The organism is Providencia sp. PROV202 (assembly GCF_028479565.1).
Taxonomy (GTDB): Bacteria; Pseudomonadota; Gammaproteobacteria; order Enterobacterales; family Enterobacteriaceae; genus Providencia; species Providencia zhijiangensis.
In genome coordinates, this window is record NZ_JAMPNV010000013.1 from 1 (window position 1) to 21,117 (window position 21,117).

Here is a 21,117-nt window from a genome sequence, read left to right on the forward strand (position 1 = left end):
GTCACCCACTTTGACCATTTGCCCGCCAAGGGATACATAATCAGAGGATGCATCAGCGGTTTTCGCGATATTTTGAACATCGTCGAATTTATCGGCTAACTTAGAGAACTTGGTCAGCTTAACCATCTCATCTGCACTATCCGCAACTGACTGCCCAACTTTTGTACCTTTAGTGGCAATATTTCCCAATGCATTAGTGAAACTTTGTGGCATGGATTTAATAACGCTCTTTAATAAGGTACCGACATTCTTTGCCAACATTTTAGTAACGTTACTAACTGTATTTGCGATGTTTTTGGCAAATGATGACATAGAAAGCAAAGAGATTGCTAAGAATGCAATGGCCGCCAACACCATACCGACAATACTGCCTATCTTCTTAGCTTCTTCTTCCGGAACACCAAAGGTAATCAGCATATCGGTCACGGCACTGGAAATTTCGGCTGCAAGCATTTGCATCAAGCTTCCATGACCCGTTTCCTCTAGCACAATGTCAGCAATTGACATTGCAACACCAATAGCGGCAATCGCTAATGTTAGCGGAGCTGCTGTACCAAATGTTGCCACTGTGGCAATGACCGAAACAGCTAGCAGCACATAGCTAAAAATTTTACTGGCACAAGATGCCGCTTTGTTGGCATCTGCCGCTTTACGTTCGGCTTCTGCCGCTTCTTTGGCTTTTTTATCTGAATCTTTACGAGAGGCTTCACTGATTGTCATCATCAGCTCTTCTTGCTCTCTCATATTGCGAACTGAATCTTCATTCATCGCTTTTTTTAATTGAGCCGTTAACATCGTTAGAAGCGCAAGCGTGTTTTCCCATTTTTCACCATCAACATTCGTTTGCAGTGGTGCGGTCTCTATAAATTGATTTAATTTTTGACGATCTTCATCAGCAGTTGCCGCTAACTTTGTGGAATCACTCAGCAATGAATCTAATGATGAACTTAGCTGGCTAATCTCATTTTTGAGCACACTAAGTTCGGTACCCAGTTCTGTAATGTTTGACTCTAATGTTTTTTGCTGTTGGGTGATGAGCTTTATTTCGCTTGAAAGCTGCGTAATACTCGCTTCCAACATCACCTCTTGGTTATGAACTTCTTCGGTATAAGGTTTTGGAGAAGAATTCAATTGACCTAATGCTGTTTGGCTTTTAGCTAACTTAGCGCTTAGCTCAGTAAGCTTCCGTTCATTACTGGCAAATAGAGATTTGCTATTTGAAAGTTGGTTAACAAGTTCATTAGATTTAAGGTTAAGCGGCTTTAGCTGAGCCTTTTTTTCAACCACTTTGTCATGAGTTTCATTCAGTCGCTCAGTAGAGCCAGCAAATGATTTTAATAACTCAGCACCTTGCTGACGCAGAGATTCTGATTCAATATTCAATAACTGTAGGCGGTCATTTAATTCACTAATATTGCCTTCGTGTAATAACTTGCGAATAGAGGAAAACGTTTCAAGCAGTATCGCATTCGCGTTAAACCCGTTGCCTTGCTGAGCCTCTGGAGACATCTTCATTGCCGACATTTTGGGTTTGACTAGTTTTGGAAGATGTTCTGAACCCTGACGCTTCATTTGTTCTGAAGACACCAGCTCAGCACATGCCAATTCTAAGGCTAATACCGCTTTTGCGCTCGCTTCGCCCAATCCCAAAGGATTATTCCCTTGTAAGAAGGTGTGAATATTATTAATTCGATCATTACCTGAAGCGTTACTGATGCCCGGCATGGTGACTTGACTCATGGTATTTCCTTCTTTAAGTATTAGAGTCCGATAACTCTGATGGCTCTGATGGCTCTGCTTTTTCGAGATTTGTCTTTAAAGCACTCAAATAAGCCTCTGATTTTTTCTTTAAATCTGCATCAAAACTGTTTTCAACTACGCTTTCAAAACAGTGAATTGCCGCACTGCTCTTCTTCAGCATCAAATTGCACTGCCCTGCATGGAACAATGGTCGGTAATCATTTTTCGCCAAAACAAAGGCGAGTGCGTATAATTCCGTTGCTTTCTCATAACGTTTCGTTAATTGATAAACAGCCGCTAATCCCATGACATAGTCAGTGTTATAAAAATCGTAAGTACTTAAAAAGCGAAAGAATGTTTCCGCTTCTTCTAATTTTCCTTGCTGATAAAATTCATATGCATAAGCATAAATACCATCCATCGTTGTCTGTGGAATACCATGAATATCTTTATATGTTGCACCATCCATAAGTGCGCTTGTAATTCCGTCTAGTAATGCTTCCATGTCAATCTGTGTATTTTCTGTTTCAGTATGATTCATATTTTCACCTCGTTATTAATACGTGATATATGATGCAAACTGCTCTGTTGCATCATAGTTAATAAAATTTTCCATTTCTTATAAAAAACGATTCAATGCATGAATAGTTTATTCATGGCACCATCGATTCATGATGAAATTAACCGCTCCAATGCTTCATCAACATTTATTCCTAATTTTTCTAATTCCACGCGAATCAGCCAATTAATTATTTGCATAACATCCTGCAATCCATTTTCATCAATAAAGCTATTTTTTTTATAATTTCGCCATATTTGACGAGCCAAAATAATGTCTCTTACTACAGGTACATTCTGTTGCTCTGCATATTTAATAACGGCTTTCGCTTGCACCCCACGTGTTTTTAACATTAAGAAAGGTAGTGGTGCGATATTCGAATCATAATAAATCAACATGGCAATATGTGTCGGATTTGCCATAACGAACGTCGAGTTTTTAATATTTGACTTCACTTCCTCTGATAATATTTCTTGGTGTATTTCCTTACGTGCACTTTTAATATGAGGGTCACCTTCATTATCTTTGTGCTCTTTTTTGACTTCCTGTTTCTCCATTTTTAGGTTTTTAATAAATAAGAAAAACTCAGCAATTGCATCCACCAAAACAATAATTAGCGCTACCGCAAGAAAGACGAATACAAATATAATACAAAGACTTACCCACTTATCTGTCATGCCATTGATCGTGGTAAGGTATAACATAAAAATTTCGTGCCGCCACACCACAAAAAAAGTGGCAGCGGAAACGCTAAAGACCAACAAGTACAAAATGGCTTTAATCAGTTCTTTAAGCGAATTTAAAGAGAATATTTTTTTAAATCCGGCAATTGGGTTTAATTTTGTAAAATCGAGTTTGATTGCTTCGGTCGCTAATCTAAATCGACTCTGTAATAGTGAAATAATGGTTCCTGATAAAAAACAGGCAATCAAAACAGGCACCACTATACTCAAAAATACTTTTGAGAACTGCCAAAGTAAATTATCGATATAAATATCACGTGGGTTTAATAATAATTTTTTCATTAACCCACCCAGTTCATATAAACTGGACATTCCGCCAATAACAAATGCACCTGTGACTAATACAATCGCCGCTATGGTGTCCTTACTTTTATAGCTCTGTCCTTTTTTGGCTGAATCTTTTATTTTCTTGTCGGTAGGCTTTTCTGTTTTTTCAGCCATAACACAGCCTCATAATTCCGCATCAGTAATCACTAAGGTGAATGAAAAATAGTTTTTAATGGCGACATCGAAATCATATTGACCAATATATCCGGAACTTCATTTTGGAAATAAAGTAAAAACACAATAAAAGCGATGATCGACTTAATTGCCAAAGACAATGAAAATGCATTTAATTGCGGACAAAAACGGGAATATAATCCAAGTGCCACTTCCGAAATAAATAGCGTCACAATAATCGGCGCCGTTAATATCACACCATTCACCACTGCCTTATTTAACCATTCCCCTAACGGCAAACTATTAAATGAAGTAAACCCATGGGCAAAGGGCAATAATTGGTAGCTTTGTGCAAATACGTTGGCGAGTTGGTACATTCCCCCTTGCGCCAAAAACACCATACACACGATATAACTGATAAATACCGCTAATTCAGAGGCTTCCGTACCACTTGCTGGGTCTACAATACTACTAATGGTTTCCCCCCGCTGGGTATCTATCAACTCGCCGATAACATTGGCAATCATAAATGGCAGCCCTAAAATCAGTGCCAATACAATGCCAATACTGACTTCGTAAATAAAAACCTCACTGAGGCTGATTTCATCCCAATTTATTTCGCGGGCGGTAAGATAAGGCCACATCCCTAACGCCAAATACGCGACGACACAGTTTTTAATGATCCCGCCATTGAGCAATTTATTACTCAAAAAAGGCAAAAAAAACATGACAGGGGCAATACGCAACCACGCAAATGCGACTTTCACTAGCCCTTGCTGAAAATTAAAATACAAGGACGACGCCAATGAGAGCATCTCCTGATTCATCCAAATAACCCTATCGCTGGCAAAGCGGTTGTCATGACTTCAATGGCGTAATTCATCACTTTATCCGCCAGCCAACCTGAAATCATAAACAAGGAACCAAACACGGCTAATAGCTTGATACCAAATGGTAACGTCTGTTCCTGAAGCTGGGTCACGGTTTGTAAAAGCCCCACTAACAGCCCCACTACCGTCGCCACAATCACGGGAATAGCCGACAATATGACGATCAACAACATCGCTTTATTACTGACATAAATGATTGAATCCATTTTCTATTCCCTTACGTCAATGCTGTGCGAGTTCGAAATACTGCATCACCAACCCTTTCGAAATCAGTGACCATCCATCAATTGCCACAAACAAAATCAATTTCACTGGCACTGAGATAGTCACGGGACTCATCATCATCATACCGAGTGCCAATAGAATGCTTGAGATCACCAAGTCGATAACCACAAACGGTAAATAGATATAAAAACCAATTTCAAACGCAGATTTAATTTCACTCAATGCGTAGGCTGGTAGTAATGAAAATAGCGTTGGCGCCGCTTGCTCTTCTTGCACCTCGGCTTCCGTTTTACCCTGCTGAATAGACTCGAAGAAATTCACTAATTGAGGATCGGAATATTTCACTAAGTAATCTTTATAACGCCCTAGCCCGTTATCAACGAAGTTGTCGATGGATTCCACATTGCTAAAATCCACGCTTTCGTGGCGCATATAATTGTTCACATCTTGCAGCACAGGCATCATCACAAAAATGGACAGTAGCAAGGCAATACCATTGAGTGCCATCGTCGAAGGCACTTGTTGTACTCCCATCGCATTGCGCACCATAATCAGCACAATCGAAATTTTTAGATAGCAGGTTCCAGCTGCAATAATAAAAGGCAGCAGCGTGGAAAAGGCGATAAGGACTAATAAAGGTATTTCATTCGGAACCGTTGGCATGCTTATAACCTTTTATCACCTAAGCTTACCAATCGCTTAATTTCTAAGCCTAATTCGTCACTATCACCAATATAGGTCAGCTCACCTTCTGCGATCAGTTGTTTGTTCGCATACACCTTCACTTCGCGTTCTTTATTTTCACCAATTGAGTAGACTGCCCCTGGCTGGAGCGAATTCAATTCCTCTACACTGATGTCTGAATGACCCAATACAAAGGTCAATTTGACCGTGAGGTCGTGTAAATTAAAAGGACGAACAGTTTCATCAACAAACTCCTCTTCCACCGCAGAAGCTATCTGTTCGTCATCTGCTGTCATTAACTGTTCAATCATAAAAATGCCTTCTTGTTGTTTTTGAAAATGGGCCAATACACGCCCTGCAACGGTCATATCTAATTGCAATTGCTGAATACGCAGCACATCGCCAAGCGCGATAGACTGCAAAGTTTTACTACTGATATGGCTATAACCTAAAATCCAGTCGGCTTGCAGCTTAAGCTGCTCGACTACCCCGTTTTGCGCCTTACGCTCGGTTAGCCCTTCAATAGGCTCAGCTAACAACACAATGCCAAGTTTCTTTTCTTTCACCGTGAACCTTGGTTGTTGGAGCTGTTCATCATCAATAATCTCGACATCATGACAACGGAATTGCTCGGAGAAAAACGTCTTTCCGGTATTTTCATAAGTAAAAATTTTGCATAAGCTTTTGGTATCTAAAAGATTCCATGCATAGTGAGCCAACTTAGGCCAGCGGTGACGGCACCATTCTTCAGCATTTATCAGCACTTGGGTTTTTTGCTTTTTACTGTGTAGGGTGACTTGAAAATAGCGTTCTCCAACCTTGGGAATATGCATGTCTAAGTCCCATTGAAAACGCTGCTGCCACTCTCTCACCTGCTTTTCTCGGTGACTAATTCGATGAATGTTTAGCATTAGGACTCCTCATCTTGCTGATGCTGTTGTTGTCGTTGACGCTGTTGACCTTCCTGCTCTTCACGTCGGATCACCATTTTTTGTTCACCTGTCCATAAATGCTGGTTGTCTTGCAAAGCCTGCTGAACTTCATGGCTTAGCGTTGATGCCACCACCTGATCTTTGTTGGCGCTCGCTAAAGCAAAAGAGACCGTTGGTGCATTTTGCCATTGGCTAAAGGTGTAGCTCAGGGTGCGAGAAGGCACCGTTTTGAAACTTTCACTCTCGGAAGCTGCCATCAATTCAGCAACTTTGCTTGCCATGGAAGAGGCTTGCTGCATATGTGCTGGGGTTTGGGAAGCTGAAGCTTGAGAAGTAGGAGTTTGGGGCATCACAGTCAGTGATTTCTCCCCCATCTCTGCACGCACTTGCGCGACGATATTTTTGGTAATATCCATTTCATCCGGTTGAATCACTTCTGATTTTTCAATATTGAAGTTTTTCATATCAGGAAAATGTTGAGGTGCAGGACGCTCATTTGGTGCAGGTCTGACGTCGTGACTCGTAGAGGCATTCAGCCCCTTAACCTCATGTTGAATTTGCATGCTAGGTTCAAAAGAAGACTGAATTTCACTCACTAAATTCGATTGACCATCACGCAGAGGTGACTTCAATACAGCGATATCCACGACTTCAGTCTGCTGCGCTAATGGGACGCTCATCCATTGAGTTTGCTTTACGCTTGTCGGATTATCTGACAAAAATCGAGCGGCTTTTTGTTCCATAGCTTTTGTTTTAACGGTTTTCTTGTCCGCCAATTGACTGACCGATACCGTCCCAATATTGGCGTTAAACGTGACCTGTGGAATATCGTTTTCACTCACCATGTGCCCTAATGAGTCATCGGGTTGTGCACTTAGCGAATGATTTGCTTCGCTATTGTTTTTATCTGAGCCATACTCTGCAGAGAGAAATGCCATTTTCCCACCAGAGTGTATGTGCTGGATTTGAGTCGGCAAGTTCAACAGAACGGGTACCGCCAACTCTTCTACTGGTTTTTTAGGCTTTTTATTATTACCAGTCACTTGAGTCAGTTTTTTTTGAACAATATCCTGAGCAGCTTTTTTGACTGAATGCTGCTGCCCGCCTTCCTTTTGAAAACCCGTTTTTTGCTGATCATATTTTTGATGATGAAAACCTAGCGATGAACTTTTACCTTCCATTATGGAATTAAATTTACTTTCACTAGGCAGTGATTTTATTGTCGACATGAACAAACTGCTCCTCAATTTCATTTTGTTGCTGGCGCTCTAATTTTAACCACTGCGCCCTACGTTGTTGCTTGAGATATTTTCGGAATTTCTCGCACTTATTACGCAAAATGGACGTCTGTTCAGTCATTTGCTGCTTCAATAAATGATACTTAGATAATTCAGCGTCGATGTTTTCTATCTGAAATTCACATTGGGCGATTTCTGATAAAACCACGGCTTTTTGCCGTTGACGTTCCCAAAAATCCATTTGAGTTAATTCTTCAGATTTTTCATACATCCCCACCTGTAGAGCTAATATGGCAATCCGTTGGTGAATATCTTGACGCTGTTGCTGCAACTGCAAAATGGCGTGTTTCAGCTTGCTTTGCTCTAACTGCACTCTTTCGAGACGCTTTTCAGCCAGCGTTAATAATTGATTAATCATCAGGATGCCAAATGGTGTAATCGGGCTAACATCTCCTCAAAGCCCTCTGACTCATCCATGTTTTGTTGTAAGAAATGATTGATATCCTGCTGTTTATCTAAAGCACGGTCATTTTCTTGGCTTTCACCTCGCTGGTATTCCCCTAATTCGAGGTACAGCTTTATCTGCTCTAAACGAGATAAATTTTCACGAACATCGACAGAAAATTGGCGATGTTCCGGCGTTGTCACCTTTTGAAAAACACGGCTAATACTGTGCAAAATATCAATCGCGGGGTAATGTCCTCGCCCCGCAAGTTTGTGACTGAGATAAATGTGCCCATCCAAAATAGAGCGAATTTCATCTCCAATAGGGTCGGCTTCTTCCTCGCTTTCTAATAACACTGTGTAAAACGCAGTAATAGAGCCCTGTTTTACGCGCCCTGGGCGTTCGAGTAATAACGGGAGTTGCTCGAAAACAGAGGCGGGATAACCACGGCGTGCAGGGAGTTCCCCTGCTGCGAGTGCCACATCGCGCAATGCCCTTGCATAACGGGTCATTGAATCGACATACAATAAAACCTGTTTTCCTAAATCACGGAAATATTCCGCCATCGCTGTCGCCAACAAGGCGGCATTACAACGCTCAATCGGCGGGCTGTCGGAGGTGGCATACACTAAAATGGTTTTATCCGCATGGGGGGACTGCTTGAGTTCTTCAATAAACTCAATCACTTCTCGCCCGCGCTCACCAATCAATGCCACAATATGAATATCCCCGTGAGCGTGATTGATCAGCATGTTCATTAATGAAGTTTTACCGCTACCCGCCGCGGCAAAAATACCGATACGCTGACCTAACCCGCACGTGAGCAATCCATCGATAGCACGAATTCCTGTGACCATCGGTTCATTGACTGGGCGGCGTTTATTCACACTCACTGGAGGATTATCGATGCGTTGCAGCTTAGTTTTTAACTGTGTAATTTCGCTATTTTTCTGACTTAATGCGCCTTCTAATTCCCCTGCTGCATTAAAAATATTCCCAGCCAGATGCTCTCCCATTTGAAATACAAACGGATAACCACTTGGGCGAATAACCACTTCACGAGTGAGGCCCTGAGCACGACCAATTAGGCTCAGTACCGTTAGCCCTTCTTTGAAGCCTATCACTTGCGCTTTGGCGATAACTTTTGGCTGTGCCAATGACTGCTCAATAAAGCAGATCTCGCCAATAAATACGCCATCCAATGGGGCTTCAATCAGGCATCCATGAATGCGCACAGGATGTGCGCAAACGTCAAAAATTTTCATCATCAATTACGATAATTGCAGGCGTAATTCGTTAACGCATTCAAAAAATTCTTCAAAAGAATCAGCAAATACCTGCATGTCATCCAATGAATTCACCTTTAATACCGCGGATAACACTAAGTTATTTTCCATAATATTTAATGCAGGTTGCCCCGGATGAAAATTACGCGGTACATACTCTAAAATGCTTTTTAATAATGAAGCGCTGGATGCCTCGAGTCGGCTGTAATTACATTCCATTAAGTTGCACCAAATAATTAAATCATCGGATGACAAATCAATATTAATCGCAGGTGCATCATTCATTTCAAGTTGAATGTTGGAATGGCAATCAAGCTGCGGATTAACTAAATCACTGCGCCCCATGGCATTTAAAAATTCATTCAATTTCTCGACAAAGCGGTATTTCATTTACGTGTTCCTTATATTGTTTTAATAACGTTGACCTTCACCATTTCGGAAACCTCATTAAATGAGAGCACCTCAAGTTCAGGAAAACGACCTTCTAAGATTTTTTTCACAAACCGGCGGATATCCACAGGTACCAGTACATTGACATCCCTAACAGATAAATAACTGTTTTCTAATGCCAATTCAGCTGCTTGAATAAGCTCATTGCTTTTTTCAGGTTCTAGATGCAAATAAACGCCACCGGATGATTGGCGGATACCTTGACGAATGGTGTCTTCCAATTCGGCATTCACCATTAAGACATTCAAGCGCCCTTCCACCGAGAAACGGGATGAGATATAACGCGCCATGGAACTGCGAATATGCTCTACCAGCATCATGCTGTCTTTCTCTTTGGGCACCCATTGCACTAAGGTTTCAATAATTAACTTCATATTGCGCACCGAAATTTTTTCCATTAATAAACGTTGGAAAACTTCCGTGACTTTTTGTACGGTGGCGTGGCGATAACATTCTTTCAGCAATTCGGGGTATTTTCTTTCAAGATCATCCAGTAAATTTTTAGTTTCTTGGATCCCGAAGAATTCATTGATGTAACGTAATAACAACGTACTGACGCAATCAATCATTTCTGTCACGTCGTCGCGCACTAATAGACCAAGTTGCTCTACATTTTCACTGTATTGGTTGTCAAACCAGGTGCTGACTGAACCATATTCATCGGTATATTTGATAAGTTCCATACCAAGATATTCCAACTCATCATTCGCCGTCAGTAAGCGCTGACCATGAAAATAGACATCGTATTCACCCGCTTTGACTTCGTTTATTAGCACCACAATTTTGTTTTCGGGCACGATAGGCGAATAGTTAATGGCAATATCTGGGATGCGGTATCCATAGCGAATAAACACATCTTTTTTCATGCGAGATAAAAAATTATTATCTTCTAGATGCTGCTTATATTGCTGATTAACCGAGATAATGACGGGTAAGGTTTCTGGAATATATTCATCGTCAAAATCATCATTCGCGCGTTGAGTTTCCCCTTCAGTGGCTTCGGTTTGCAGATTTTCTTCACCTAATTGCTGCTCTTTTCGCTGTTCTTTGCGCTTTTTAAAATAGCGAGTGGCAAATAACCCCATCAGCAATGCCGCAAGGAACAAGAAAATGGCTGTTGGAAATCCGGGTAAAAAGCCCATAAATAGCACGATAAATGCGGTGATCAGGATGGTAAAATCATTGTCAAAAAGTTCAGAAACAATGTTTTCACCCAAGTTTTTATCATTGCCACCCACGCGGGTTACAATAAAGCCAGCACTGATAGAGATAAGCAGCGCGGGAATTTGCGCGACCAACCCATCACCGATAGTTAATAATGTGAAGGTGTTTAATGCCGTAGAGATGTCCATACCTTGCTGAGCCGTACCCACTGATATCCCGCCGATTAAGTTGACGAAAATAATCACGATACCGGCAATGGCATCCCCTTTGATAAACTTCATCGCACCGTCAAAAGAACCGAATAACTGGCTCTCTTTTTCCAGTTCGCCACGTTTAACTTTCACGGTCGCTTCATCGATAACGCCAGCGCGTAAATCCGCATCGATACTCATCTGTTTTCCGGGCATCGCATCCAAAGAGAAGCGAGCTGCCACTTCAGCAATACGTTCTGAACCTTTGGTGATAACAATAAATTGCACGATAGTCACAATGGCGAATACCACCATTCCCACCACCAAGTTGTCCTGAATAACGAACTCACCGAAAGTATCGATAATATCGCCAGCATCCGCTTCAAGCAGAATAAGTCGGCTGGTACTGATAGATAGTGCCAATCTAAACAGCGTACTAATCAGCAGAATAGACGGGAAGGATTGGAAGTTAAGGACTCGCGTAATATAAAACGAGCTCATAAAGATCAGCACCGAAATCATAATGTTCAGTGCAATCAATAAATCGACCAAGACGGTAGGTAACGGAATAATCAGCATCGCAATAACCATCACCATGATGACTAGCACCATCAGCTCAGGACGATTACGGATCTGCAGTAAAAATCCGGTTAAGTTTTTCATGAAATCGTGTATTTCCTATCAAATTAGGGTTGTCGACGTAAGCGCTGCTCTTGCGCCAACAGTTGATCCATCTGTATTTTTAATTGGTCGAGTAATTCATCACGCGCTTCCAATGAGTAAAAAATGGCAACGGGGATAATTGAAAACGCAATAATCAGAAGCTGAACAAAGCGGGCGCGTAGATCCGTAGTCATGGCACTTAATTGCGCCTGAATGAAATTCACAAGCTTGTCATTAAAACTTTCTTGGCTCCGGATCCCACTAGTAAATAGTTGGCTTAGCACCTTCTCCAACTGGTTCTGCTGCAAGTGGTTTTGTGACAAGTATGCTTGCTGGCGAAACAGACCCGATTGGAGAAATTGCTGACTAAATGTGCGATCTAGTGACTGCAGCTCACGTAGACGACCAATTCGTGTAAAGAAGCTGCCAAACTCACTGATATTGAGGTCTCCCAGCGGCAGTGCTTGTAAATCACACGCCAAGGCTCTTGCGAGATAGCGCATCATGTTTTCGCGTTGAGCCAGTTCCATCTCTTCCACCCACTGTTCGTATAAATAGACCACTGGACCGTCATAGCCGATAAATTCGCGGTATACGGTACGTAAGTTCCCAGCACTTTCACGCAGAGTTTGGGCAAACGCTTTTGCGATTAGCGCAATGTTTGCGCCTGCCTGCGCCATACGGTTGGTGTCTTCTGTTAGCAGTAACCGCTCTAACTCTTGTAAAGCCTCTATCTGTTCTTGCTTAAGTTTCTTTCGGTTAATCAGCGCAGCTAATACCATTAATAAATCACTGGGATCCGTGAAATACTGCAATAGAAATGCGCGTAATTGCTGAGGCGTCATCATTTGGCGATTTAAAATCCCCTCAATGCGCAACACTTTTTCATCCGCATTATTTTCTAGGATGCGCTCTGCAAACTGCATCCACTCTTCATCCTGCCCTTGCTTTGAACCGCTGCGACGAACGTGGCTCGCCGCCAGCATCGCCATGGAAGCATATTCGCTTGAGCTATCAATCACCCCCGCACCGCGCGCAGCTTCATCAGAGTCATCACTGGTTTTCGTAGCTGTACGACTCTTATCTTGCGCGTTCAGTAGCATGCGGTTGCTGTAGCTCAGCGGGGTTATTGCCATGAGTCCCTCATGTATTGCTGGAGGAACTGTACGGTTCCATGCAGTTGGCTATCTTTTTGTGTAATACGGGTTTTCTCGGAAAATTGTCGCCCATCCCACACTTCGTTTTCATCCAGTAAACGCGGCTGGATTAAAAAGATGCGCACCATCTTTTGTTGATTAGTCGAGCTATGACGGAATAAGCCACCTACCCAAGGGATATCGCCAAGAAGAGGGATTTTGCTTTCATTTTCAATATATTGGTCGCGAGTATAGCCACCGATTAGCAAACTGCTATCTTTGGCGATACGTGCCACTGTATTAATACTGGTGCGGTTAACAGTCGGAAGCCCTTCAACGCTGGACGTTTTGCCGCTGCTATCACGGTTTTCTGCTCCGTCTTCGATATTGACTTCCATTTCAACACTTTGACCAGCTGAAATGCGCGGCATGACGCTGATCATCGTGCCGTAAGTGACAGATTCGAGGGTTGCGGTACGTTCACCTTGTAGCTTGGCGTAGAAACTGGTGTTGTTATCAAACAGCGCAGGAACGTTTTCTTGGGTCAGTAACACAGGGCGCGAGACAATTTGGCTATTACCATTTTTGCTTAGCGCATCAATTTGCACTAAAAACTTACTGCTATCGGGCAAAGTGCTTCGATTGAAAGAAACAGAGCCGCCTCCCACATTAAAAGAGCCCACTTCCCAATTCACCCCTAAGTTATCCAACTCAGAACGCGTGATATCGATGATCCACAAGGAAAGCTCAACTTGGCGGCGGCGGTTATCTAATGTTTTAATTAAATCGCGAACGTAACGGATCTGTTCAGGGCTACCTTTCACAATCAGGCTGTTACTATCAGGATGGGCAACCAGAGAAAAACTACTATTTGATGCGCCACCACGTCTGACAGTGACTTGACGATTTTCAGAACGAGCGCCACCAATTGGTGCATCCATCAAGGCATCAATTTCATCCCCATCGGTATTGAGCTTTGCAGGTAAAATTTCGAGGGTTTCTTCGACGCTACTCCCCCCATTTTTAAACAGGGAACTGATCACCGATAACATACCGGGAACAGTGATCGATTGACCACGTAATGAGTAGCTTCGGTCGCTTACAGAGGCATGCTTCAGCGGGATCACCGCGACATTACCACTGGTTTTTTCTTCTTGCTTGCGTTGCTCGCCAAGATACAGCGCAGCACCTTTAATCAACTCAACATAGAGCGGTGGTCCCGACACAAATAACATCGTGTCGCCACCTTGGGAACGCACAGGAAAACGCGCGTCATAGATGCCATTACGCTGGATATAGCTGATAACTTGCTGGCTACTGACTTTGTGAGTCGGAATAATCAGACTACGCATTTCACTATTATCATAGACATAAATGCCTGCGCCATCGTCATACCAAACTAATGCGATACGACGCGTTAAGGCTTTAAACATTTCATCAGCATTCGCGAGATTAAAATTTCCCGTCACTTTTTTCTGGGACGCCAATTTACTTAAAATAATCGGCTTGTTAATTTGTTCTGCTACAGCATCAAACACTTTACCTACCGCGATATTATTCGCCACAAACGTGTCTGCACTTCTTTCTTTCGTCACTGGCTCTGCAATCATCATTTCTGATTGAGCGGTATTGATATTTACACTCAGTAAAAACAGCGAAATAAAAATCGCCATTAATTTTTTACTGTTCATATAACGTTGCTCCAAGGTGCCTTATTTCTGATGGGGTTAATCCCAATTCTTTTTTCAAATCATTCGTGAAGTGAGAGGCAGAGCAGTAACCTGCTTCTAACCCAACATCTAGAATAGAACTTTCACTTTCAATTAATTGCAAAATGGCCGCACCCATACGTACGCCCATAATTTTGCGTTTAGCGGTTTTATTAAAGTTTTCTCGGTAGAGTTGTCTAAAATAAGAAGCTGAAATGCCATAACGGGCACACAGTTGATTAATATTGGCGTTTTTGTCTTGCTGAGCCGCTGAAATTAAAAAGCGCATCATTCCATACGCTTCGTAGCGTCTTAATACATCACACCAATCATCAAATAACGGCTGCTTTTTAATGATCAGATCAATCACGATATTTTTAATTAAAACAGGTTCTGATATTTCATCGTCAAATAGAATGAATTCACCTAATTGATTTTCATCACTCTCTCTGGTCGCTTTTTTTGCAAGAAAGGATTGCCCCATTGCAGTATCAATAATAGCAAGCGTTTCAACGAGTTCTGATAATTCCATGGTATAGATATTCCATAAAGATTTATCTTCAATCGTTAATTCATCCAGACCGCAAACAAAGATAGCGGGTTCTTGTACCTTAATATTTAAATTTGTATACCGAGATTTATAACAAAGCGTCGCTTTTTCTGTGATTATATTTTCTATTGAGGCTATAGTTTCCTTTGGTATTGACAAGACCAATACGTCTTGTAAAGAAAAGCAACTATTTCTACTCGCCAATAATTTAGCAATATCTTCATTCGACATTATAAATAGACCTTATCCATTGATTTTTACTTGATGTAGGTTCATTGATTAAATAGAAAAAAACAAATGAATACTCTGGAATAGTTTGGAATGAACCATAAAAATACAGGGTGTGAATGAATAAGATAAATTCAGCTGACTATATTATGTTCTTATATTTAAATACTGACCATTGAAGTCAATATGATTCGTTATTTTTTATTAATTGAGATTATCTTATGATAGAAACAAAACACCACACCTGCATAATGAAAATTATTAGTGGTTCGATGAATAGTCAAGAGCTAATGATTAACATCGATAAAAATCTTATTATCGTTGGGCAACAGACTAAATACAAAACTGAAATAGATGAAAACGGTTTTACAACCTATTATATTCCTAGTGAACATACCCAGTGTGAGTTTTCTATTGTTTCTCATGACGAATCTAGTAATAGTCTTGCAATTAATTTTCAACAAGATGGAAAAAGTCGCCATTTCACTGTCACACTACAAGAAATATTGCTTATTGACACATTTCCAATCGCAATTAAGCTATTGAATACTGAATGGAATCACCCCGAGAGAGCCACAAAGCCATTGCCTTCTCAATCGCTCTCACCTACAGAACATAATTCCATTGCCATAAAACAGAAACCAAAGTTTAATCAGAAATGGCTTTTTGCTTTCTTATTACTATTTGTCGTTGTTTTTATATTATTCGTTGAATTCCAAAATAATCCAAAAAATAATACTGAAAAACAAATTAAAAATATTGATAATATATTAAAAGGAAGCTCTTCCTCTATTATCTATACGCAGAATAAAAACGGCGAAATACTTATTCTCGTCAAATCTCAAAGAGATGAAGACTGGAGCCGTCAAATTTTATTAAAATCAGATTATCAAGAAAAATATACCATTAGAAAAATAAACACTCTTGAAAAAGAAATTGAAGATAAGTTAATAGATACTGTACCTAATTTATTAAAGGTTGACATTAGAAACCCTTGTCAACCCGTCATTCGAGTCGTGAAAAACCCACTACCGAATAATGATGATAAAAATATTAATCGCATTTTATCTAATTACTTCAGTTGTTATAACCAAAGCCAACTTGTACAGATTCCTCTTGAGGAACTCATCAAGAAAGCAGAGTTAGGATTGACTGAAAGTAATGTGAAATGGCAAAGAATAACCAAAGGTAACTACGTTATCTTTGTTATAAGAGATAGTTTAAATGATAAACAGACTCTCTCTTTAATTAGTTTCACCAATTCATTTAGTCAAAAGTGGGGAACCAAGCAAATTCAATTTTCCGTCTCCCTTGCCAATAATGAACTGGCTGGAAAATCGTTTATCACTCATACCAACGGTATTACGTTGTTAGGTAATAATCATTGGTTATTTAACTCAAACCAACCTAATTAATGAGGTAATAAATATGGCAACTCCAGGTATTAGTAATACAGAGGGCAATTGGGATGCATCTGCATTAGAACAAGAGTCTACCACAGTAACAGATAACAAATGGGGCATGATGTATCGCACTTCCGCTGGTATTAGCGAAAGAACTAAGACTATCGCTGATGAATTAAAGTCTATGATTGACAACCCAAATCTGGAAGTCGATAACCCGCTCGTTCTGGGTAAAATCACAGCCTTAAGCGGTAACTATAATATGGCACGTCAATTACAAAGTAACGTAATGAAGTCCATTAAAGATGCGGCACAAGCCATTATTCGTAACGTGTAAGCCCGTAGCGTGTTATTTAAATCAGAGCATCACTCACCTGATGCTCTCTTTATAGAGAATATTTATGTTACCAATTAATCCAATCTCTACACTATCAGATATCGCGGATATAGCTCCGGTCATACCTGCAGCTATTCCACTGGAAGATAAAGTGAAACAGTTATTTGCTGAGTACACGACCTCTGTGAGCCAAGAAAAAGCAGATATTCTGGAGAAAATGAAGACCGTTGACCCAAGCGATCCCGCTAAGTTATTGGAATTACAAAACCAAGTGGGTAATTACAGCCTCGCCTTGAATATGGTCAGCACACTCACACATAAAAGTGTTTCTGCCATCGATACTGTATTAAAAGCACAATAAACTATGAATATATTAAAGAAATTCCTATTAATCGGGTTTATTGGCTTGCTGCTCGGCTGTGATAACCAGCTATTACTGAGCAATTTAAGCCAGCGCCAAAGCAACGAAGTGCTTGCGATTTTGCAAGAGCACGGGGTTGATGCTAAACGTAAGCAGGATTCTAAAAATGGGGACTCTATTCGCGTAGCGCCTGACGACTTTGTGATTGCGGTGGATCTTTTACGCCAATACAACCTGCCATCCAAAGATCCGGTGGAAATTATTGATGCCTTTCCTGGGGATTCGTTAGTTGCCTCACCGCAAGCCGAACGAACGCGATTATTATCCTTGATTGAACAACGGCTTGAGCAGTCTTTACTGACCATTCCTAATGTGGTCAATGCGCGAGTACATGTGAGCTACCCTATTTCGGGTAACGGTCCCGTAAAACAGGCACAAAAAGTCTCCAGTCTCGTCACTTACTCCGGTAATGAAGACCCGAAGGTGATGATGAATAAGATTAAGTTATTCCTCAATAATAGCTTTGCCGAAACCACCTATGACAATGTTTCTGTCGTGATAGTCAGTCGCCCTCCGCTGCTGTATCAAACAAAAAATGGTCCAACACCAGCATTTAATCCAGTGATTGCCTTTGCTTTAATCACCGCATTAATCGGCATGCTAATTGCATTTGGGTTGTATTTATACCATCGCAACAATAAACAAAGCGATGAAAATGAAGAAGAGGTGGAAAAATCAAACCATGCCCCTATTGAGTAAGCTGCTGGTTGACCAAAAAAACATTTTCTTAGCACCGGGGGATTATTTTCACTCGGAGTTTGTTGATGAGCATTATCATCAGCTACCCGTTCCGCTACAACAGCTGCAAAATTTGCAGCTTATTGAGCAATATCAATTAGATTTACCCGATGAAAAAACGTTGATATTACCCGAGATACTTGCCGAAAATTGGTCATTATTACCTTCCGTGGCATGGGGCTTGGGCGTTATTCAGTACCCGGGGCCCCTGCCTTGGTGGGGGGAGCTATCTCAATATCGACAATTACATCAGAAATTTAGCCATCCTTTATGGCAAGACATGACACATTCCATCGATACGCCTCAGCATTTACTTGCACTAGGCGCTGAGCAGCTTTTGATGTGTTTAAACACCTTTAGTCACGGCTATGCTACCCGCGCAAAATATATGTTTAGCCGCAGCACACAGCAGATGATCCCTCACACGGCTTCCAATCTGCTACCTTGGAATATTATTGAAGAAACTTGCCGCTATGTCAGAGAACACACAACCTAATATCCAGCAGACCTTAATTGAAAATGTGCTGATTAAACATCCGGTTTTAGACACCAATAGATATGTCCAGTCGGTTGTTAAACAGGCACATCAAAAAGCCACAGCACATGTTCAACAAGCTCAGCAGTCTGAGAAAAGTATTCATGCTATCGCCTATCAACAAGGCTACCAAGATGGATTAACACAACTTTTGAATGATTTTATTGGCGCTCTCAATGACAGTGAAGCCCAATACCAAAATAAGGTGAGCCAAACGGAACACCAATTAACTCAATTACTCATCGGTTTGTTTACTGACTTACGCCTACAGGAAATTGTGGCAGAACATTTCGCTCAATTACAATCCGAATCTCGCCATGTTCAATTACACATACCGGCATCATTGCAAGCCAAGATAAGTTCTCGAGCTAACGGCGCCAAAATATGTACTAGCCCCGATAATTCAATCACATTAGAAGTGAATAACGAAATTACACAATTCACGCCAAAACTGGCGGCAGAGAAAGTATTACCGCATATTTTTCCGATTTCGACCCGTTGTTTAACTTTGCAACAACATAAACAAGCTTATGCACTATTAATTCAACAAAAACAGCTAATTCAACAAAAACACGCTTTTCAACAAGAAGAAACAAGGAGGGAAAAACATGAAAATTGACTCTAATTTGCTGAATACTTTGTCAGCTTCGCGTACTCATGGCAATACGCCATCGAGTATATCCGATCTACACACTAAAATGAGTACCCTTTGGAAATCCCATAACAGCATGAAAGATATACAGAACTATCAGGCAAAAAACATCCCCCACATTTCGGAGGATAAAAATACTAAAATACAAAACTTTATTACTGAATTTAAACATTTGGATAGTGATAAAACACGATTCGCGTTGGTGTTTAAAACCATGGTAAATTTGAATCGCAATGATAAAGAGTCATTCATTGCTCAAATCGTCCAAACATTAAAGTCGTCATCTGAATCTGACCCTGCTTTATATAAAGGTTTCACTAAAGCTATTCAACGTTATATGTCAATAAGTTTAATGAATGCACCATTTACAGAACAATTGAATAAAAACATGACTAGCTTTAATCTTGATGGCGATGAAGATGAAGATTCATCAATTATATAACCCCAACGATTGAATAACTCTGTACTATTAAATTAGTTCATATCTTAAATTCTCACCGACGAATATTTATAAGCTTAGAGTACATTTTTTATAATCTAAGCTTTTTAACTCCCTCTCCTTTTAAAAACATAAAAAAAATAAATTTGAAATTGATATATACACTCACAGATAGTAGTTTAAATTTACATCACCAAAACACATTGTTCGAATTTAAAAAAACGCTTTGATTCTTCATCTATTCATTACCCTACTGTTTTTTTATATTCAACACAATTTTACTGATGATTACGATGTTGAGAATTAATTTTATATTAAACTATATTTGTGGGAAATATTATGAATAACACGGAATACAATCAAATAGAGCCAATGATGCTTTTATGTGGTCAAGTCGTTTATGACCCACTGAAGAGAACGCTATCTCGCGGAAAAAGAACCGTGAATTTATCTGAAAATGAATCCTGCCTCTTAAAGCTGTTGTTATTAAAAACAAATAGCAAGCGAGAAGTGATGCACGAAATTTGGGAAAAGCGTGGAACGATCGTGACTGAAAGCAGTTACTACAAGTTAGTCAGGCAATTACGGCAATCATTTAAGAAAGTAGAGTTAGATGAAAATCTCATCATGACACTACCTAGAATTGGTATCTTGTACACTGGTGAAAAATCAGAAATGCCAATTTTATCAAGGGTTAATGAAAGAAAAAACATGTATGCGTATGTTCGCTGTTTTTTTCAGAAAGTATTCAATCGCTCATATCAATAAATTATTTATATAAAAGAAGAAAAACCATGTCACGAATTGCTATATCAAAACCTATTTTACATTCAATTTTCATATTAGCTTGTTGTTTATTTTTATTTGCTTGTAATAACCCAATAAATCAAAGTCGAAATACATTCAATCTTCAAGGTGATATTTATAGCCAATCTATCGATATTCCTAGTGATGCGTTAATTACCTTTTCAGTGACCCCAATAAACGGGAAAAGTCACTCTGAAAAAAGTCATTATGATTATACTTTTACAACCAGAAAATCAGCGAGAACCGTTAATTTTTCCATTAATTTACCGGAATCTCTATTAACCCAAGGTCACTATTTTGGATTAAGCGTGAGAGTTGAAAAAAAGGGTGAATTACTGATGATGAGTAATCAAGTTGCACCTTTAAACCAAGCCACATCTGCGAGGCTTTCTTTAAAAGTAAATTCTATTTGATTTATTCGATTAAAGAATATCAGCACTTGCAGCATTCAAATACTTTAATGCTTAACAAAAAATTTTTAAATGCATAAATCGACAGAACAGAAAATTAG

General features: G+C 40.3%; 24 protein-coding genes. 9 read left to right on the plus strand and 15 right to left on the minus strand.

The features are described 5' to 3' along the window. From sctE to PR799_RS10020, 15 genes are all read right to left on the minus strand, one after another. The coding region (gene sctE / locus PR799_RS09950; protein ID WP_272521897.1) for a type III secretion system translocon subunit SctE at window positions 1–1,740 on the minus strand (1,740 nt) is incomplete at its 3' end. A 13-nt stretch (window positions 1,741–1,753) separates the two neighbouring features. After that, entirely contained in the window at window positions 1,754–2,281 is a 528-nt protein-coding gene (gene sicA, locus PR799_RS09955) for a type III secretion system translocator chaperone SicA (RefSeq protein WP_442959916.1), read from the minus strand. A gap of 128 nt (window positions 2,282–2,409) precedes the next feature. Beyond that, complete coding sequence (locus PR799_RS09960) at window positions 2,410–3,483, minus strand: EscU/YscU/HrcU family type III secretion system export apparatus switch protein (RefSeq protein WP_272521898.1); 1,074 nt, start codon at window positions 3,481–3,483, stop codon at window positions 2,410–2,412. A 32-nt stretch (window positions 3,484–3,515) separates the two neighbouring features. Then, window positions 3,516–4,310 (minus strand): type III secretion system export apparatus subunit SctT, encoded by a 795-nt coding sequence (gene sctT / locus PR799_RS09965; RefSeq protein WP_154626296.1) that lies wholly within the window; start codon window positions 4,308–4,310, stop codon window positions 3,516–3,518. Continuing rightward, window positions 4,307–4,579, minus strand: a complete 273-nt coding sequence (gene sctS, locus PR799_RS09970) for a type III secretion system export apparatus subunit SctS (RefSeq protein ID WP_036949954.1) — start codon at window positions 4,577–4,579, stop codon at window positions 4,307–4,309. Before sctS ends, sctT begins: the two co-directional genes overlap by 4 nt. A 16-nt stretch (window positions 4,580–4,595) precedes the next feature. Continuing rightward, a complete protein-coding gene (locus PR799_RS09975; protein WP_036949952.1) occupies window positions 4,596–5,261 on the minus strand; it encodes an EscR/YscR/HrcR family type III secretion system export apparatus protein in 666 nt (221 codons plus the stop codon). A 2-nt stretch (window positions 5,262–5,263) separates the two neighbouring features. Beyond that, the gene (locus PR799_RS09980) at window positions 5,264–6,193 is read right to left on the minus strand and encodes a FliM/FliN family flagellar motor switch protein (RefSeq protein WP_272521901.1); all 930 of its coding nucleotides are present in this window, start codon (window positions 6,191–6,193) and stop codon (window positions 5,264–5,266) included. Continuing rightward, entirely contained in the window at window positions 6,193–7,443 is a 1,251-nt protein-coding gene (locus PR799_RS09985) for a SpaN/EivJ family type III secretion system needle length determinant (protein ID WP_272521902.1), read from the minus strand. The genes PR799_RS09980 and PR799_RS09985 overlap by 1 nt, the downstream gene beginning before the upstream one ends. After that, entirely contained in the window at window positions 7,418–7,870 is a 453-nt protein-coding gene (locus PR799_RS09990; protein ID WP_154626290.1) for a hypothetical protein, read from the minus strand. Before PR799_RS09990 ends, PR799_RS09985 begins: the two co-directional genes overlap by 26 nt. After that, entirely contained in the window at window positions 7,870–9,162 is a 1,293-nt protein-coding gene (sctN, locus tag PR799_RS09995) for a type III secretion system ATPase SctN (RefSeq protein WP_272521996.1), read from the minus strand. The genes PR799_RS09990 and sctN overlap by 1 nt, the downstream gene beginning before the upstream one ends. 6 nt (window positions 9,163–9,168) lie before the next feature. Beyond that, window positions 9,169–9,573: a type III secretion system protein gene (locus PR799_RS10000; protein ID WP_272521904.1), complete on the minus strand. Its 405-nt coding sequence runs from the start codon at window positions 9,571–9,573 to the stop codon at window positions 9,169–9,171. A gap of 11 nt (window positions 9,574–9,584) precedes the next feature. Then, entirely contained in the window at window positions 9,585–11,651 is a 2,067-nt protein-coding gene (locus PR799_RS10005) for an EscV/YscV/HrcV family type III secretion system export apparatus protein (protein WP_272521906.1), read from the minus strand. 23 nt (window positions 11,652–11,674) lie between these two features. After that, the gene (gene sctW / locus PR799_RS10010; RefSeq protein ID WP_272521907.1) at window positions 11,675–12,787 is read right to left on the minus strand and encodes a type III secretion system gatekeeper subunit SctW; all 1,113 of its coding nucleotides are present in this window, start codon (window positions 12,785–12,787) and stop codon (window positions 11,675–11,677) included. Beyond that, complete coding sequence (gene sctC / locus PR799_RS10015; protein WP_154626281.1) at window positions 12,778–14,478, minus strand: type III secretion system outer membrane ring subunit SctC; 1,701 nt, start codon at window positions 14,476–14,478, stop codon at window positions 12,778–12,780. Before sctC ends, sctW begins: the two co-directional genes overlap by 10 nt. Further along, complete coding sequence (locus tag PR799_RS10020) at window positions 14,468–15,277, minus strand: AraC family transcriptional regulator (protein WP_272521908.1); 810 nt, start codon at window positions 15,275–15,277, stop codon at window positions 14,468–14,470. The genes sctC and PR799_RS10020 overlap by 11 nt, the downstream gene beginning before the upstream one ends. 269 nt (window positions 15,278–15,546) lie before the next feature. Between PR799_RS10020 and PR799_RS10025 the strand changes: the two genes are divergently transcribed. From PR799_RS10025 to PR799_RS10065, 9 genes are all read left to right on the plus strand, one after another. Continuing rightward, window positions 15,547–16,689 carry a PrgH/EprH family type III secretion apparatus protein gene (locus PR799_RS10025; protein WP_442959917.1) on the plus strand — a complete coding sequence of 381 codons (1,143 nt, stop codon included), beginning with the start codon at window positions 15,547–15,549 and terminating at the stop codon, window positions 16,687–16,689. A gap of 13 nt (window positions 16,690–16,702) precedes the next feature. After that, window positions 16,703–17,014: an EscF/YscF/HrpA family type III secretion system needle major subunit gene (locus PR799_RS10030; RefSeq protein WP_272521909.1), complete on the plus strand. Its 312-nt coding sequence runs from the start codon at window positions 16,703–16,705 to the stop codon at window positions 17,012–17,014. 64 nt (window positions 17,015–17,078) lie between these two features. Beyond that, the gene (sctI, locus tag PR799_RS10035; protein WP_272521910.1) at window positions 17,079–17,375 is read left to right on the plus strand and encodes a type III secretion system inner rod subunit SctI; all 297 of its coding nucleotides are present in this window, start codon (window positions 17,079–17,081) and stop codon (window positions 17,373–17,375) included. 3 nt (window positions 17,376–17,378) lie between these two features. Further along, window positions 17,379–18,134 (plus strand): type III secretion system inner membrane ring lipoprotein SctJ, encoded by a 756-nt coding sequence (sctJ, locus tag PR799_RS10040; protein ID WP_272521911.1) that lies wholly within the window; start codon window positions 17,379–17,381, stop codon window positions 18,132–18,134. Continuing rightward, window positions 18,118–18,669, plus strand: coding sequence for a hypothetical protein (locus PR799_RS10045; RefSeq protein WP_154626269.1), 552 nt, complete (start codon window positions 18,118–18,120; stop codon window positions 18,667–18,669). Before sctJ ends, PR799_RS10045 begins: the two co-directional genes overlap by 17 nt. Next, window positions 18,647–19,327, plus strand: coding sequence for a hypothetical protein (locus PR799_RS10050; RefSeq protein WP_272521914.1), 681 nt, complete (start codon window positions 18,647–18,649; stop codon window positions 19,325–19,327). The genes PR799_RS10045 and PR799_RS10050 overlap by 23 nt, the downstream gene beginning before the upstream one ends. Then, window positions 19,317–19,802: a hypothetical protein gene (locus tag PR799_RS10055; protein ID WP_230088550.1), complete on the plus strand. Its 486-nt coding sequence runs from the start codon at window positions 19,317–19,319 to the stop codon at window positions 19,800–19,802. The genes PR799_RS10050 and PR799_RS10055 overlap by 11 nt, the downstream gene beginning before the upstream one ends. 336 nt (window positions 19,803–20,138) lie before the next feature. Continuing rightward, on the plus strand, window positions 20,139–20,567 hold the full coding sequence (locus PR799_RS10060; RefSeq protein WP_272521917.1) for a winged helix-turn-helix domain-containing protein: 429 nt from the start codon (window positions 20,139–20,141) through the stop codon (window positions 20,565–20,567). A 26-nt stretch (window positions 20,568–20,593) separates the two neighbouring features. Then, a complete protein-coding gene (locus PR799_RS10065; RefSeq protein ID WP_272521918.1) occupies window positions 20,594–21,019 on the plus strand; it encodes a YbaY family lipoprotein in 426 nt (141 codons plus the stop codon). Window positions 21,020–21,117: the final 98 nt, after the last annotated feature.